Genomic DNA, 15,964 nt, shown 5'->3' on the forward strand with positions numbered 1-15,964 from the left:
TCCGGAGGCTCAAGCGTAGCGGTCCTTCGTCACGCCGGGCCGAGGAAGCGGATGACGACGCCGTCGTCGTGGTGGACCCGGGCCCGTACGCCGTAGACCTCGGCGATGAGGGTCTCGGTGAGGACCTGCGCGGGCGGTCCGCCGGCCACGACGCGGCCCTCGGACAGCACGAAGACCTGGTCGCAGTAGGCGGCGGCGAGGTTCAGATCGTGCAGGGCGACGAGGCAGGTCGTGGGCATCCGGCGGACCAGTGAGAGTAGGGCGAGCTGGTGGCGTACGTCGAGGTGGTTCGTCGGCTCGTCCAGGAGCAGGATCTCCGGCTCCTGGGCGAGGGCGCGAGCGATCTGCGTACGTTGCCGCTCACCGCCCGACAGGGTCGAGAAGCGCTGGTCGAGGCGGTCGGCGATGCCGGCGTGGGTGGCGGCCTCCTCGACGACGGCGCGGTCGTGGGCGCCGTCGGGGGCCCAGGACGGGCGGTGGGGGATCCGGCCGAGCGCGACGACGTCGCGTACGCGGAGATCCTGGCTGGTCGCCGGCTCCTGCTCGACGACCGCGAGCCGGCGGGCCAGCCGGCGCCGGGACATGCCGGCGAGCGGGCTGCCGTCGAGCAGGACGTCACCGGAGTCCGGCGGCCGGAGCCCGGCCAGGATCCGGATCAGCGAGGACTTCCCGGACCCGTTGGGACCCAGCAGTCCGACGGTGGTGCCGTCCTCGACCTGCAGGGACACCTCGTCGACGACGAGCCGGCCACGGGGAGCCCAGTGGACCCGGCCAGCCTCCAGCGCGGTCATCGGCGCGCCCTCAGCAGCACCAGCGCGAAGGCCGGCACCCCGACCAGCGCGGTCGCCACCCCGACCGGCAGCTCCTCGGGATCGATCACCGTCCGGGCCGCGGTGTCGACCCAGATCAGGAAGATCGCGCCGAGCAGCGCGGTGGCCGGGAGCAGCAGCCGGTGCCCGACCCCGACCAGCGCGCGGGCGAGGTGGGGCAGGACCAGCCCGACGAAGCCGATCGCCCCGGACGTGGAGACGATGACGGCCGTCATCAGCGCCGTGAGCACGAGGAGCGCGGCCCGGATGCGCGTGACGTCGACGCCGAGCGAGGCCGCCGCATCGTTGCCGAACGCGAACGCGTCCAGCCACCCGGCGCCCGCGACACAGCAGAGCAGCCCGCCGAGCACGATCACCCCACAGACGAGTACGTCGGTCCAGCTCGCCGAGGAGAGCGACCCGAGCAGCCAGAAGAGCACCCCACGCGTCTGTTCGGCGTCGGCCGAGGTGAACACGATGAAGGACGTGAGTGCCGAGAAGAGCTGGGTGGCGGCGATGCCAGCCAGCACGAGCCGGTCGGTGGTGCCGCCGGCGAGCGAGGCCAGCAGCAGCACGAGCGCGAACGAGACGAGCGCGCCCGCGAACGCCCCGGTGGAGAGACCGATCGCGCCCGACCCGATGCCCAGCACGACGACCGCGACCGCCCCGGTGGAGGCTCCCGAGGAGATGCCGAGCACGAACGGGTCGGCGAGCGGGTTGCGCAGCAGCGACTGCAGGATCACTCCGCAGATCGCCAGTCCGGCCCCGCAGATCCCCGCCAGCAACGTACGCGGCAGCCGCAGGTCCCACACGATGCTCTGCTGGAGCAGGGTCAGGTCGGAGAGCCCGAGCCCGGCCCGGTCGGCCACGACGCCGTAGACGTCGGCGACGCTCAGGTCGGAGGGCCCGACGGTGATGGCGCCGGCGACCGAGGCCAGCACCACCAGCGGCGCCACCAGCAGGACGCCGGCGCGGGGGAGGCGTACGGGCATCAGCGGAGGTCTAGATCGGCCAGCTGGTCCGCGACGTTCTCGACCGCGTAGACGGTGCGGATCGAGGGATTGAGCTCGGCTCCGGAGAGCGTCACGAAGCGATCGTTCCGGACCGCCTCCATCCGCGCGGTGACCGGGTTGCTCTTCAGATAGTCGATCTTGGCGCGGGCGGTCTCGGCGGTCTGGCTCTTGCGGGTCAGGTCACCGACGACGATGACATCGGGGTCGCGCTCGGCGACGGTCTCCCAGTTGATCTGCGGCCACTCATCGGTGGTGTCGTCGAAGACGTTCTCGACGCCGAGGGTGCGGCCGATGATCCCCGGGCCGCCGCAGCAGCCGGCCAGATAGGGCGACTCGGAGTTGGCGAACCAGTACATCGCGCTCACCTCGCCCGCCGGTGCCTCGGTCCGGGCGGTCGCCAGCCGCTTCGTCAGGTCGGCGACGAGCTCCTCGCCCCGCTCGGGGACGCCGAAGATCCGCGCCAGATCGGTGATCTCCTGGAAGATCGTGTCGATCTCGAGGGGGTCGTGGCGGGTGCCGTCGTCATCGCCCTCGTTGTCTTTGAGGCACTCGGCGGGGGAGAGATACGAGCCCACGCCGAGCTTCCCCAGGTCCTCGGGTGTGGTCACCCCGCCCTCACCCAGGGTGCTGATGAAGGAGGCCGTGACGAAGTCCGGCTCGGCCTCCAGGACGCGCTCGTAGGAGGGCGCGTTCTCGGCCAGCCGGGGCACCTGCTCGTTGTCCGCGGCCAGCGAGCCGAGCACCGGGTCGGTCCAGGTCGCGGTGCCGGCCATCCGGTCGGCGAGACCGAGCGAGAGCAGGATCTCGGTGGAGCCCTGGTTGAGCGAGACGACGCGCTCGGGCGGTGCCTCGAGGGTGATCTCGCGCCCGCAGTTGGTCAGGGTGAGCGGGAAGCCTGCGGTGTCCGCGGCCGCCTGCTGTGCGCCGGAGGACTGGTCGGCGGCGCAGCCGGCCAGCGCGGAGCAGAGCACCAGGACGGTGCTCGCGGTGAACGTTCGGATGGTGCGGGAGGGGTGCACGTCGGTCCTCGAGCGGGTCGCGGGCTGGTGCGCGTCGCCCGTCCTGACCGGCAGCGGTCTGCTGCAGGGCCAGCAGGTCTTCGGACTCGGGATCGACCGGCGCGAGACGCCTTCCCAGGCCCGAGGGCCCAGTGGCACAGTGTCCCGTCCGTCACCCACACCGCTGCGCGTCAGTCCCGGACTCTCACCGGGTTCCCGTGCCGGGACTACGTCCCGAGCGGCTGGCTCCAAGACCGTAGCAGGCGGCTCCGCCCCTAGGGGGCACGACCTCAGCCCTCGCGATGGGCGCTCAGCCCGTCCTTCCCGGGCGCGACCGAGTCGTGGAGCCTGATCGTGTGGTCGTAGTGCTCCTCGGCCATCGGCCGGTAGTCGATCCGCGGCTCCGTCATCACGCCCTCGAGACGTACGCTCAGGTCGGACTCGATCCGGGCCATCACCTGGGCGTCGATGGTGTCGGTGTCGGTGATCAGGTGCGGGCGCAGCGGGTCCATCCCGGTGTACCAGAACGTGCCGTGCAGCAACGGCCACAGGACGTCCTCGATGTCGCCGCTGATCCCGCGCGGACCCAGGGTCGCGGACCGGTCACCGGCGGTGACGATCGTCAGCGCGCGCTTGCCGACCAGTCCGCCCTTGCCGTACTTGAGCGGCTTGCCGGTCTCCGGATCCGGTACGTCGAAGGCGAACCCCGACTCGAAGACCCGGTCGATCCAGCCCTTGAGGATGGCCGGCACCGAATACCACCACAGCGGAAACTGCACGACGAGCAGATCGGCCTCCCGCAGCCGGTCCTGGTGGCGGCGTACGTCGGCCTCGCCCCGCTCCACCAGAAGTGGATTGAAACCTTCTCGATAGAGGTCGATCTCGTCGACGCTCCAGCCGGCCGCGCCGAGCGCCTTCATGCCGACCTCGCGCAGCCGTCCGTTGAGTGATGACGCGTGCGGATGTGCCCATACCCAGAGTGCGTGCATGGAGCTTTGAACGCCGTCTGACGCGGCGGGATTCCCGGCTGGATGTGGGCGGGCGCCGACGCGGTCTGATGACAAAGTCCGGATCTCGCTCAAATTAGCGGCCTCAGAGTGTTGACGTATGTGATTGCCATCACTAGCGTAAACCAGGCTTGAAACCTTTCAATTCGAGGAGCTGCCCATGCCGGACACACCCGCCGCACTGGAGCTGCGGGACGTGGCCAAGTCGTTCGGCCCCGTACGCGCCCTCCGGTCCGGAAGCCTCCGGGTCGAGGCCGGATCCATCCACGCGCTCGTGGGGGAGAACGGTGCCGGGAAGTCGACCCTGGTCAAGATCGTCGCCGGGCTCTACCGCCGCGACGCCGGCGACTACCTGCTCTCCGGGGAACAGGTCGACTTCCGCAACACCGCCGACGCCAAGCAGGCCGGGGTCGCGGTCATCTACCAGGAGCCGACCCTCTTCCCCGACCTCTCGGTCACCGAGAACATCTTCATGGGACGCCAGCCGACCAACCGCTGGGGCAAGATCGACCGCGCCGCGATGCGCACCGAGGTCGTCGAGCTCTTCGCCAGGCTGGGTGTCCCGATCGAGCCCGACCGTCCGACCGAGGGTCTCTCGATCGCCGACCAGCAGCTGATCGAGATCGCCAAGGCGCTCTCGCTCGACGCCAAGGTCCTGATCATGGACGAGCCGACCGCCGCCCTGTCGGGCAACGAGGTCGAGCGGCTGATGAGTGTGGCACGCACGCTGCGCGACCAGGGCTGCGCCGTCGTCTTCATCTCGCACCGCTTCGATGAGGTGTTCGCGCTCTGCGACACGATCACGGTGATGCGCGACGGCGCCTACATCTCCACCGACCCCATCTCGGCGGTCACCGAGGACGAGATCGTCCAGCGGCTCGTCGGGCGCGAGGTCTCCGACCTCTACCCGAAGCTCGAGGCCACCGTCGGCAAGCCCCTGCTCGAGGTCAAGGGCCTCACCCGCACCGGCCTGTTCCAGGACATCAGCCTCACCGTCCGCGAGGGCGAGATCGTCGGCCTGGCCGGCCTCGTCGGAGCCGGGCGCAGCGAGGTCGCGCAGGCGATCTTCGGCGTCGACCCCTACGAGAGCGGCGAGGTCACCCTCGAGGGCCGGCCGGTCCCGCCGGGTGACCCGAGACGAGCGATCGAGATGGGGCTGGCGTTCGTCCCCGAGGACCGCCGCCAGCACGGTCTCGTCCTGGACGCACCGATCTCGCGCAACATCACTCTCCCGACGAGCGGCCGGCTCGCCCGCACCGGGCTGATCAGCACCGGCATCGAGAACCGCTCGGCCGCCGACTGGGCCGCCCGGCTGGAGGTCAAGGCCGCGACGCTCGACACCTTGGCCGGCACGCTCTCGGGCGGCAATCAGCAGAAGGTCGTCCTGGCCAAGTGGCTCTCGACCCGGCCCAAGGTGCTGATCATCGACGAGCCCACCCGAGGCATCGACGTCGGCACCAAGTCCGAGGTCCACCGCCTGCTCTCGACCCTCGCCCAGGAGGGTCTCGGGATCCTGATGATCTCCTCCGAGCTCCCCGAGGTGCTCGGTATGGCCGACCGCGTGATCGTCCTCAGCGAGGGCCACCAGACGGCCGAGCTGAGCCGCGCGGAGGCGACCCCCGAGGCCGTCATGCGCGCGGCGACGGCCCACCACTCCACCACCCTGAACGTCAGCGAGGCATCATGACCACCACGCTCGACGCGCCTGCCCCGGCCGCGCCGCAGCCACGCCACCGAGCAGCCAACCGGCTGACCTGGCTCCTGAAGCAGCGCGAGACCGGCATCGCCGTCGCCTTCGTCGCGCTGCTCGTGGTGACCACGGCGGTGAACCCCAACTTCCTGTTCAGCACGGACGGTTGGCGCGACCTCACCCTGACCCCCGCGATCCTCGTGTGCCTGGCGATCGGCCAGGCGATGGTGATCGTCACCCGCAACGTCGACCTCAGCGTCGGCTCGACCCTCGGGCTCACGGCGTACCTCGCAGGGCGGCTCTTCCTCGACACCGGGCTCCCGGTGATCGTGGTCGTCCTGATCGCCGTCGCCGCGGGCGCCGTACTCGGCCTGATCAACGGGGCGCTGGTCGCCTTCGCCAAGGTGCCGGCGCTGGTCATCACCCTCGGCACGCTCTACGTCTACCGCGGGATCATGCTCGAGTGGGCCGGTAGCGACCGGATCAACGCCTCCGACATCCCGCCCGGGCTGCTCGACTTCGGCACCGGATCGTTCCTGTTCATCCCCAACCTCGCCTGGATCTCGTTCGCGCTGCTGGCCGTCGCCATCTACCTGATGCGCTCGACCCGCGTCGGCCGTGAGTTCTACGCGATCGGCTCCGACCCCGACGCCGCCACCCTCTACGGGCTGCGCGACAAGCGCCGGGTCCTGCAGGCGTTCGCCACCTCTGGGGCGCTCGCCGGCCTCGCCGGGATCCTGTACGTCTCCCGCTACGGCACCATCAGCTCCGGTGTCGGCCAGGGCATCGAGCTCGAGGCAGTCGGCGCCGCGGTCGTCGGTGGCGTGGCCATCTTCGGCGGCAGCGGCACCGTCCTCGGGGCAGCCCTGGGGGCGTACCTCCTCACCACCATCAACCGGGCGCTCCCGGTCCTGGGCATCCCTGACTTCTGGCAGCAGGCCGTCGTCGGTGCGCTGATCATCGGCGCGATCGTCCTGGACCGCTACTTCGCCCGCCGTCAGCACGACAAGCTCCTCGCAGAGAGGGAAGATTCATGAGCCTCCTTGCCGAGAAGGCACCGACGAGGACGTACGCCGCCCACGCGAAGCCGTGGTGGCAGCGCACCCTGATGACCAGGGACTCGGCGATCATCGCCCTGCTCGTGGTCGTGTGGCTGTACGCCTCGATCGCGATCCTCAACTTCTCCGACCCGATCACGGTCTACTTCCTGGTCCTCGACATCGCGCCGATCCTGCTGATCGCGCTGCCGATGACGCTGATCATCATCACCGGCGAGATCGACCTGTCGGTCGCGAGCGTCGTCGGGCTCTCCAGCGTGCTGTTCGGGGTGCTGCACCGTGAGGGCCTCCCGATGGTCGCTGCGATGGTGATCGCCCTGCTCGCCTGCGCGGTCGCGGGAGCCCTCAACGGGGTACTCGTCACCCGCTTCGGACTGCCGTCGCTGGCCGTCACGATCGGCACCATGGCCCTCTTCCGCGGCATCGCGGTCGGCGCGCTCGGCACCACCGCGATCACCGACTGGCCCGACGCCTGGGGTGACGCCGTCCAGGCCCGGATCGGCGGCTCCCAGATCCCGCTGATGACGATCCCGCTGGTCGTCCTGATCCTGATCTTCGCCGTCATCCTGCACTTCACGCCCTTCGGGCGCGGCATCTTCGCGGCCGGTCTCAGCAAGGACGCGGCCCGCTTCTCCGGCGTCAACGTCGACCGTACGAAGCTGATCCTGTTCACCCTCAGCGGGCTGGTCTCGGGGCTGGCGGGCATCTACTTCACACTGCGCTACGGCAGCGCCCGTGGCGACAACGCCACCGGCCTGGAGCTCCAGGTCGTGGCGGCGGTGCTGCTCGGCGGGGTCTCCATCTTCGGCGGCCGCGGTGCCATCCCCGGGGTCATCGCCGGAGTCGTCCTGATCGGGACGATCGGCAGCGCGCTGCGCCTGGACGGACTCAGCGCCAACATCATCCAGATCATCACCGGCGTACTTCTCATCGCAGCGGTCATCGCGGCCAGCGTCCTCGGTTGGACCGGTCGCATCGTCGGCACCTATCGCCGGCAACACAGCTCGGACGAACCATCCTCAATGCAGTCTCCTCAAAGAAAACGGAGTGAGTGACATGACCAGCAAGTTCCGACGCGCAGGCAGTGCCGTCGCCATCGTTGCGGCCCTCGGCCTCGCCCTGTCCGCCTGCGGCGGCGGGAGCGACAGCGGCAGCGATGGAGAGGGTGGCGGCGACACCAGCAGCATCACCTTCATCCCGAAGAACCTCGGCAACCCCTACTTCGACGCCTCCGACACGGGCGGCAAGAAGGCCGCCGACGAGATCGGCACCAAGTGGTCGCAGGTGGGCCCGACCGAGTCGACCCCCGACTCCCAGGTCAGCTTCATCAACACCGCGACCCAGCAGCGTGCCGGTGCGCTCGTCGTCTCGGCCAACGACCCGACCGCCATCGGTGACGCCCTCGACGAGGCCCGCAAGGCCGGCACCAAGGTCGTCACGATGGACTCCGACACCGAGCCGCAGTTCCGCGACGCCTTCGTCAGCCAGGCCGACGCCGCCGGCATCGCCAAGAGCCAGGTCGACCTGATCGCCGAGCAGATCGGCGACAAGGGCGAGGTCGCGATCCTCTCCGCGGCGGCCAACGCCACCAACCAGAACGAGTGGATCAAGCTGATGGAGGAGGAGCTGGCCGCGAACCACCCGAACATCAAGCTCGTCCAGACCGTCTACGGTGACGACGACGACCAGAAGTCGTTCGACAAGACCGCCGGCCTGCTGCAGTCCCACCCGAACCTCAAGGGCATCATCAGCCCGACGACGGTCGGCATCGCCGCGGCCGCGCGCTACCTGTCCGACTCGGAGTACAAGGGCAAGGTCGCGCTGACCGGTCTCGGCACCCCGAACCAGATGCGGGAGTACGTCAAGGACGGCACCGTCAAGGCCTTCGCGCTGTGGGACCCCGAGCAGCTCGGCTACCTGGCCGCGTACACCGCCGACGCGCTCGCCTCCGGTGACATCGAGGGCAAGGAGGGGGACACCTTCGAGGCCGGTGACCTGGGTGAATACACCGTAGGCGCGGACGGCGTAGTCGTCCTCGGTGAGCCGACAGTCTTCGACGAGTCGAACATCGACGACTTCGACTTCTGAGCCTCCCGCCCCGTGTAACACGCTGTTCGTAGGACTACTCGCCCTATGGGAACGACCGGATAGTCCGACGAACGACGTGTTACCCGAGTTCGCCGCCGAGCTGTGAGAGCAGCTCGGCGGCGTTCGTCATGCAGCGCTCGGGGTCGGGCTCGAGGTCGGTGAGGGCGTGGACGGCGGTGGCGCCGGCACGCTCGGCCTCGGCGGGGGAGAGGGTGGTGCGGCCGCAGACGACGACGGCTGGGACGCCGTGCTTGTACGCGGCCTCGAGTACACCGAGCGGCGCCTTCCCGGACAGGGTCTGGTGGTCGAAGGAGCCTTCGCCGGTGACCACAAGGTCGGCGCCGGCGAGCGCCTCGGCGAAGCCCACGAGGCCGAGCAGCAGCTCGACGCCGCGCTCGACCCGCCCGCCCAGCACCGCGAGGGCGGCGAACCCGACGCCGCCGGCCGCGCCCGCGCCGGGCGCCTCGACGATCTCGGCGGGATCGCGTCCGGTGGTATCGGCGACGGCGGCTGCGTACGTCGTCAGGGCTGCCTCGAGAAGCTCCTGGTCCGCGGGGCCGGCGCCCTTCTGCGCGGAGAAGGTGGCGACCGCGCCGCGGGGGCCGAGCAGCGGGTTGTCGACGTCGCAGGCGACCACGATCTCGGTCTCCCGGAGCCGAGGGTCGAGGCGCGAGAGGTCGATCTCCGCGAGGCTTCGGAGCGAGCCGCCGCCCTCGGCGATCTCTGCGCCGGAAGCGTCGACGAGCCGCGCGCCGAGGGCGCGGAGCATTCCGGCGCCGCCGTCGTTGCTGGCACTACCGCCGAGGCCGATGACGACCGTGCGAGCACCACCTTCGATGGCGGCGAGCACGGCCTCACCGAGACCGCGGGAGGATGCGGTGAGCGGGGCGAGCCGGCCACCGGGCAGCCGCAGCAGCCCGCAGGTGTCGGCGAGCTCGACGACCGCCAGGTCGCCGCGTACGGCGTAGTGTGCCGCCACCGGCTCGAGGGTCGGGCCGGCGACCTCGACCGGCACCAGGTCGAAGCCGGCGCCGGCCAGCGCTGCCACCGTGCCGTCGCCGCCGTCGGCGATCGGCACGATGCGTACCTCTGTCTCGGGGTTCGCCGCGAGGATCCCGGCGGCCACCGCCTCGTCGACCTCGCGCGCGGTCAGGGAGCCCTTGAACTTGTCGCAGGCGATGACGACCCGACCAGCCGGCATCACAGGTGGGGGAGGACGAGGTCGCGGTAGCGCTGCGCCATGGTGGCGAGCACCTCGTCGGGGTCGCTGGCCCAGACCGCCTCGTTGAAGATCTCGACCTCGACGTCGCCGGTGTAGCCGGTCGCGGCGACCATCCGCGTGATCGACGCGAAGTCGATGACCCCGTCGCCCATCATCCCGCGCGCCAGCAGCGCGTCGGAGGGGATCGGCAGGTTGAAGTCGCAGACCTGGTACGCCGCGATCCGGCGCTCCGCGCCTGCCCGCTCGATCTGGGCCGCGATGTCCGGGTCCCAGAAGACGTGGAACGTGTCCACGACGACCGCGACCGCGTCGACCGGGTGCGGCGTGGCCAGATCGAGCGCCTGGCCGAGGGTCGAGATGACCGCGCGGTCGGCGACGTACATCGGGTGCAGCGGTTCCAGGACGAGCTTCACGCCGTGGTCACCTGCGTACGGTGCCAGCTCGCCGAGCCGCTCGGCGACCCGCTCCCGGGCACCGGCCAGGTCCACATCGCCCTCGGGGAGGCCACCGACGACCATCACCAGCGCGTCGGTGCCGAGCGTCGCGGCCTCGTCGATCGCCCGCTTGTTGTCCTCGAGGGCGCTGGCGATCCCGGCCTCGTCGGAGGCCGTCAGGAAGCCGCCGCGGCAGAGCGAGGAGACGCGCAGACCGGCGTCGCGTACGAGCTTGGCGGCCTTCTCCAGCCCGGCCTCGTGCACGCGGTCGCGCCACAGTCCGAGGGCGGGGATGCCGGCGCGAGCTGCACCGTCGACGGCCTCGGCGAGGGTCCAGGAGTTGGTGGTCTTGGTGTTGAGCGAGAGGCGTTCCAGCCCGGTGCTGCTGTCGGTCACTGGTCGACTCCTTGCACGGTGAGGAAGGCGCGCATGCGTGCGGCCGCGAGGTCGGGGCTGGTCAGCAGGCCGGCCGCGTCGGCCAACCTGAACACCTCGGCCAGATGGGGCACCGAGCGACCGGCGTGCAGGCCTCCGGCCATCGAGAAGCCGGGCTGGTGGCCGTTGAGCCAGGAGAGGAACGCGATCCCGGTCTTGTAGTAGTAGGTCGGTGCCTCGAAGATCTTGCGGCCGAGCGCCTGGGTGCTCTCCAGCAGGTGCTTGGCCGTCTCGGGATCACCGGCGTCGAGCGCCTGCAGCGCGGCCGAGGCGGCTGGGTAGATCGCGGCGAAGATGCCGAGCAGCGCGTGCGAGAACTCGCCCTCCCCGGTGCCCCCGCCGACGATCAGCTCGGGGTAGTTGAAGTCGTCCCCCGTGTAGAGCCGTACGCCGCCGGGCAGCGCCCGGCGCAGCCCGACCTCGTGCTCGGCGTCGAGGAGCGAGACCTTGACCCCGTCGACCTTGCCGGGACGGGCCCGGATGACGTCGAGGAAGGTCTCGGTCGCCTCCTCGACCGAGGAGGAGCCCCAGTAGCCCGCCAGCGCCGGGTCGAACATGTCGCCCAGCCAGTGCAGGATCACCGGGCTCTCGGCCTCGTCGAGAATGGTCGCGTAGACCTCGGCGTAGTCCTCCGCGCTCCGGGCGACCCGGGCGAGCGCGCGCGAGGCCATCACGATCGTGGTCGCGCCGGTGTCGGCGACGACCTTCATCTGCTCGCGGTAGGCGTCGACGACGGTGGCCAGGCCGGCCCTGCCCTCGGGTACGGCGTCGAGGGTGAGCTGGTCCGTGCCGGCACCGCAGGCGATCGACCCGCCCACGGTGGCCGCCTCGGCGGCCGAGCGGCGGATCAGCTCTGCCGCGGCGGCCCAGTTGACGCCCATGCCGCGCTGCGCGGTGTCCATCGCCTCGGCGACGCCGAGACCGTAGGACCACAGCTCGTGCCGGTAGGCCAGGGTGCGGTCCCAGTCGATGTCCGCGGGGGCGCCGGGCACGTTCTCGGCGAGCGTGCGGGGGACGACGTGGGCGGCGGCGTACGCGGTGCGGGAGGTGAACGGCGCACTCGGCTTCGTCCACTTCCTGGGGACCGCGAGCGTGTGGAGCTCGGTGCCGCCGTCGGGCAGCGGGAGGCGTACTGAGGTCACAGCTGGATCTCTCCGAGCTCGATCCGACGGCCCTCGGTCGAGGACGCGAGTCCGGCCTCGGCGAGCCTGACGCCGCGGACCCCCGCCATGAAGTCGTAGGGGTGGTCGCCGTCGCCCTCGACGTAGCGGATGAACTGCTCCCACTGGGCCTTGAAGCCGTTGTCGAAGGGCTGGTTGTCGGGCACCTCGCTCCACAGCTCGCGGAACCGGATGCTCTCGACCAGGTCGGGGTTCCAGACCGGCTTCGGGGTCAGGTTGCGGTCCTGGGCGACGCAGTGGTGCAGGCCGGCGACGGCGGAGCCGTGGGTGCCGTCGACGTGGAACTCGACCAGCTCGCCGCGGTTGACCCGCGTGGCCCACGAGGAGTTGATCTGCGCGACGATGCCGCCCTCGAGCTCGAAGATGCCATAGGCGGAGTCGTCGGCGGTGGCGGCGTAGGCGTTGCCCTTCTCGTCCCAGCGCTCGGGGATGTGGGTGACGACCTTGGCGGTGACGGCCTCGACCTTCCCGAAGAGGTTCTCCAGGACGTAGTTCCAGTGGGGGAACATGTCGGTGGTGATGCCGCCGCCGTCCTCCTTGCGGTAGTTCCAGCTCGGCCGCTGGGCGGGCTGCAGATCGCCCTCGAAGACCCAGTAGCCGAACTCGCCGCGCACGCTGAGGATGCGGCCGAAGAAGCCGGAGTCGACGAGCCGCTTCAGCTTGAGGAGGCCGGGCAGGTAGAGCTTGTCGTGGACGACGCCGCTCTTCACGCCCGCGTCGGCCGCCAGACGCGCCAGGCGCAGCGAGCCCTCGACGTCGTCGGCGATCGGCTTCTCGGTGTAGATGTGCTTGCCGGCCGCGACCGCCTTGGTGATGGCGGTCTCGCGGACGTTGGTCAGCTGGGAGTCGAAGTAGACGGTGTCCTCGGCGTCGGCGAGGGCCTCGTCGAGGTCGGTGGTCCAACGGTCCAGGCCATGTTCCTTGGCGATGTCCTGGAGCTTCTCGGCATTGCGTCCGACCAGGATCGGGTCGGGCAGGATCCGGGTGCCGTCGGAGAGCTCGACACCGCCCTGCTCCTGGATCGCCAGGATGCTGCGCACCAGGTGCTGGCGGTAGCCCATGCGTCCGGTGACGCCGTTCATGATGATGCCGAGCCGTCGTGTGGCCATGTGAGGGTTCCTCGTCTGCTGGAATCGCGGGAAAGCGATGGGGGAAAGCGCTTTCCAATACGGTATGGCAAATGTGATGGCCGTCGCAAGAGGGTGTTCCGTCAGGCCGGACTCAGGAACGCGGTGGAGTGCTCTCCCGCAGCACGACCTCGCCGTGGACGGACCGCTTGCGAAGCTCCGCCGACGGCTTGCCGAGGACGAGCTCGAGCGCGAGCCGGCCGATGTCGGCCAGGGGGAGACGTACGGTGGTCAGCCCGGGCGTCACGTCGCGCAGTGTGGCGATGTCGTCGAAGCCGGCGACGGCCAGATCGGGCCCGACCTCGACGCCGGCCTGCCGGCAGGCGGCCAGGGCGCCGACCGCCATCAGGTCGTTGACCGCGAAGACGCAGTCCACCTTCGGGCCGTCATCGAGCAGCCGGGTCATCGCCCGGCGTCCGCCGTCGCGGCTGAACTCGTCGGAGACGTACGCCGGCTCCGAGCCGGTCGCCTCCAGCCATCCCTCCGCGAAGCCGGCGTGACGCTCGGCCGAGACCAGCAGGTTCTCGGGGCCGGTGAGCACCGCGGCACGGCGGTAGCCGAGGCCGACCAGCCGCTCGGCCAGCGCCTTGGCGCCGCCGTGGTTGTCGATCACGACGGTGTCGACGGGCAGGCGCGGCTGGCTGATCGCGGCCGCCCGGCCGCCGCCGTCCAGGTAGGACGTCAGCAGGTCGGCGACCTCGCTGGTGTGGCGTACGTCGGCCGTGTCGCTTCCCGCCAGCACGATCGCCCGGCTGCGCTGGCGCCGCAGCGCGGCCAGGAACTTCTGCTCGCGCTCGGGCTGGCCGCCGGTGTTGCACAGCATCACCAGCAGGCCGTGCTTCTCGGCCTCGTCGGCCAGGCCGCCGGCGATGGTGGAGAAGTAGGGGTCGGAGATGTCCTTCACCAGGAGCCCGACCGTCTCGGTCGAGCCGCGCGCCATCGCCTGGGCGTTGGCGTTGGGCGTGTAGCCGAGCTTGTTCGCCGCGGCCAGGACCCGCTCCTGGAGCTCGGGGCGCACCACCCGGTCGCTCCCGTTCAACGCGCGCGACGCGGTGGCCAGCGAGACCCCTGCCTCGCGGGCGACATCGCTCAGCGTCGCTGCGCGCTCTCCGGTCAACTGACTCTCCTTCGGCTTCCGATCCTGGAGCCTAAGGCATCCGATGAAGACGTACGCCCGCTCCTGCTTCGGCCGACTCGACGGTCAGGGGCGTCCGAGGGTGGAGGCGCGGGCGACGAGCTCGGGGGTGAAGACGACCTGCTCGTGCTGGTGAGCGGGGTCGCCGACCTCGTCGAGGAGCAATTCGGCGGCGCGGCGGCCGAGGTCCTGACGTGGCTGGCGTACGGAGGTGAGCGGAACGGCCGCGGCGGCGGCGAACTCGATGTCGTCGTAGCCGACGATCGCGAGGTCGCCGGGTACGGTCCGGCCGCTGGAGATCGTCTGCTGGAGCAGTCCGAGCGCGAGCAGGTCGTTGGCGCAGAACGCGGCGGTCGGGCGTCGCCGGGCGGACAGCCCGACGAGCCGCTCGCCGGCGGCGCGGCCACAGGCGACGGTCGGCGCCTCGCAGGAGAGCACCACCAGGTCCTCGGGCGGCAGCCCGGCCTCGGCCCAGGCCTGCCGGGCGCCCTCGCCACGGTCGCGGACCTGTCCGATCGACTCCGGCCCACCGACGTACGCCACCCGCTTGTGGCCGGCGTCGATGAGGTGCTCGACGGCCAGCCGCCCGCCCAGGACGTCGTCGACGGCGACGGAGCAGAACGACGACCCGGCCCGGGTGCGGTCAACGATGACGACCGGGGTGCCCCGCTCGATCAGCTGGTCGAGCTGTGGGTCGTCGGGGTCGACCGGGGTGATCAGGATGCCCTGGACCCGCTGCTGCTGCAGGTGGGCCAGGTGGGCACCCTCGCGGGCCGAGCGGCCGTCGCTGTTGCACAGGAACAGCGAGAGCCCGGCCGCCTCGGCGGCCAGCTCGATGCCGCGGGCCACGTCGGTGAAGAACGGGTTGCCGGCGTCGAGCATGACGTAGGCCAGCGACTGGGTGCTGCCGGTGCGCAGGGAGCGCGCCGACTCGTTGCGTACGAAGCCGAGGTCGGCCATCGCGCGCTCGACCCGCTCGCGTGTCGTCCGGCTGACCCGGTCGGGGCGGTTGAGCACGTTGGACACCGTGCCGAGGGAGACGCCTGCGGTGGCCGCGACGTCCTTGACCGAGGCGCTACGCGGTGTACCCGCACCTGGGGTGATCGCCACCTGGGCTCCTTCCTGAAACGTTCAATCGCAGCATAGGCCGTGGACGGCGCTGTGACGAGGAAGGACGCTACCGGGATTGACCGATGTCGGACATGCTCATTAGCGTCCGTGTCTAAATCGTTTCATCGGAGGTTGTCATGGAGCGCGTCTGCTTCCAGCTGCAGGTCAAGCCCGAGCGCATCGAGGAGTACAAGCGGCGCCATGCCGCCGTCTGGCCCGACATGCTCCGGGCACTCGCGGAGACCGGATGGCACAACTACTCCCTGTTCCTCCGCCCCGACGGCCTGCTCATCGGTTACGTCGAGACCCCCTCCATCGAGGCTGCTCAGGCCGGGATGGCGGCCACCGAGGTCAACGCCCGCTGGCAGGCGGAGATGGCGGAGTTCTTCGAGGACCTCGACGGCGTCGCGCCCGACGAGGGCTTCCTCCGCCTCGAGGAGGTCTTCCACCTCGAGGACCAGCTCGGTCGCGACTGAATCCCTCGCCGGGTCGGCGCGTTCTAACGCGCCGACTCGGCGACGGTTGTGGTCAGGACGCGCCGACTCGGCGAGGACCGGAGCAAACTGAAACGCAACGAAACCCAGCCTCCTCTTGACGCAAGTGACGTGCGCCACTAACGTCGGATGCGCGCTTTGAAACCTTTCAACCGCACACAGA

At 70.5% G+C, this 15,964-nt stretch carries 15 protein-coding genes and 1 riboswitch; of the genes, 5 read left to right on the top strand and 10 right to left on the bottom strand.

Annotation, left to right across the window (positions count from 1 at the left end; all coding sequences use genetic code 11):
* Positions 1-29: 29 nt before the first annotated feature.
* The 4 genes from OH802_RS13680 to OH802_RS13695 all read right to left on the bottom strand — a co-directional run bounded on the left by OH802_RS13680 (position 30) and on the right by OH802_RS13695 (position 3,809).
* On the bottom strand, positions 30-791 hold the full coding sequence (locus OH802_RS13680; RefSeq protein ID WP_406028763.1) for an ABC transporter ATP-binding protein: 762 nt from the start codon (positions 789-791) through the stop codon (positions 30-32).
* Complete coding sequence (locus tag OH802_RS13685) at positions 788-1,801, bottom strand: FecCD family ABC transporter permease (RefSeq protein ID WP_406028765.1); 1,014 nt, start codon at positions 1,799-1,801, stop codon at positions 788-790. The genes OH802_RS13680 and OH802_RS13685 overlap by 4 nt, the downstream gene beginning before the upstream one ends.
* Complete coding sequence (locus OH802_RS13690) at positions 1,801-2,841, bottom strand: ABC transporter substrate-binding protein (protein WP_406028767.1); 1,041 nt, start codon at positions 2,839-2,841, stop codon at positions 1,801-1,803. Before OH802_RS13690 ends, OH802_RS13685 begins: the two co-directional genes overlap by 1 nt.
* Before the next feature lie 53 nt (positions 2,842-2,894).
* Positions 2,895-3,082: riboswitch (cobalamin riboswitch) on the bottom strand.
* A gap of 28 nt (positions 3,083-3,110) precedes the next feature.
* Positions 3,111-3,809, bottom strand: a complete 699-nt coding sequence (locus tag OH802_RS13695) for an NAD(P)H-dependent oxidoreductase (RefSeq protein ID WP_406028769.1) — start codon at positions 3,807-3,809, stop codon at positions 3,111-3,113.
* 178 nt (positions 3,810-3,987) lie between these two features.
* Here OH802_RS13695 and OH802_RS13700 point away from each other — a divergent pair, with 178 nt between their 5' ends.
* Genes OH802_RS13700 through rhaS form a run of 4 tightly spaced genes read left to right on the top strand, consistent with a single transcriptional unit; the run spans position 3,988 to position 8,663 of the window.
* Positions 3,988-5,514: a sugar ABC transporter ATP-binding protein gene (locus OH802_RS13700; RefSeq protein WP_355230477.1), complete on the top strand. Its 1,527-nt coding sequence runs from the start codon at positions 3,988-3,990 to the stop codon at positions 5,512-5,514.
* Complete coding sequence (locus OH802_RS13705; protein WP_406028772.1) at positions 5,511-6,554, top strand: ABC transporter permease; 1,044 nt, start codon at positions 5,511-5,513, stop codon at positions 6,552-6,554. Before OH802_RS13700 ends, OH802_RS13705 begins: the two co-directional genes overlap by 4 nt.
* On the top strand, positions 6,551-7,630 hold the full coding sequence (locus OH802_RS13710) for an ABC transporter permease (RefSeq protein WP_406028774.1): 1,080 nt from the start codon (positions 6,551-6,553) through the stop codon (positions 7,628-7,630). Before OH802_RS13705 ends, OH802_RS13710 begins: the two co-directional genes overlap by 4 nt.
* A 1-nt stretch (position 7,631) precedes the next feature.
* Positions 7,632-8,663 (top strand): rhamnose ABC transporter substrate-binding protein, encoded by a 1,032-nt coding sequence (rhaS, locus tag OH802_RS13715; RefSeq protein ID WP_406028776.1) that lies wholly within the window; start codon positions 7,632-7,634, stop codon positions 8,661-8,663.
* Positions 8,664-8,742: 79 nt separating this feature from the next.
* Here the strand turns inward: rhaS and OH802_RS13720 are convergent, their stop codons facing one another.
* From OH802_RS13720 to OH802_RS13745, 6 genes are all read right to left on the bottom strand, one after another.
* Positions 8,743-9,864: a glycerate kinase gene (locus OH802_RS13720; protein ID WP_406028778.1), complete on the bottom strand. Its 1,122-nt coding sequence runs from the start codon at positions 9,862-9,864 to the stop codon at positions 8,743-8,745.
* Positions 9,864-10,715, bottom strand: coding sequence for a sugar phosphate isomerase/epimerase family protein (locus OH802_RS13725; RefSeq protein WP_406028780.1), 852 nt, complete (start codon positions 10,713-10,715; stop codon positions 9,864-9,866). The genes OH802_RS13720 and OH802_RS13725 overlap by 1 nt, the downstream gene beginning before the upstream one ends.
* Positions 10,712-11,896, bottom strand: coding sequence for a dihydrodipicolinate synthase family protein (locus OH802_RS13730; protein ID WP_406028782.1), 1,185 nt, complete (start codon positions 11,894-11,896; stop codon positions 10,712-10,714). The genes OH802_RS13725 and OH802_RS13730 overlap by 4 nt, the downstream gene beginning before the upstream one ends.
* Positions 11,893-13,044, bottom strand: a complete 1,152-nt coding sequence (locus tag OH802_RS13735) for a Gfo/Idh/MocA family protein (protein ID WP_406028784.1) — start codon at positions 13,042-13,044, stop codon at positions 11,893-11,895. The genes OH802_RS13730 and OH802_RS13735 overlap by 4 nt, the downstream gene beginning before the upstream one ends.
* A 112-nt stretch (positions 13,045-13,156) precedes the next feature.
* Positions 13,157-14,179 (bottom strand): LacI family DNA-binding transcriptional regulator, encoded by a 1,023-nt coding sequence (locus OH802_RS13740; RefSeq protein WP_406028786.1) that lies wholly within the window; start codon positions 14,177-14,179, stop codon positions 13,157-13,159.
* Between the two features lie 84 nt (positions 14,180-14,263).
* Positions 14,264-15,307 carry a LacI family DNA-binding transcriptional regulator gene (locus OH802_RS13745; protein ID WP_406028788.1) on the bottom strand — a complete coding sequence of 348 codons (1,044 nt, stop codon included), beginning with the start codon at positions 15,305-15,307 and terminating at the stop codon, positions 14,264-14,266.
* A 137-nt stretch (positions 15,308-15,444) separates the two neighbouring features.
* Here OH802_RS13745 and OH802_RS13750 point away from each other — a divergent pair, with 137 nt between their 5' ends.
* A complete protein-coding gene (locus tag OH802_RS13750; RefSeq protein ID WP_091048743.1) occupies positions 15,445-15,783 on the top strand; it encodes an L-rhamnose mutarotase in 339 nt (112 codons plus the stop codon).
* Positions 15,784-15,964 lie beyond the last annotated feature (181 nt).

The sequence above is a fragment of the Nocardioides sp. NBC_00850 genome, from assembly GCF_045207335.1.
Classification (GTDB): domain Bacteria; phylum Actinomycetota; class Actinomycetes; order Propionibacteriales; family Nocardioidaceae; genus Nocardioides.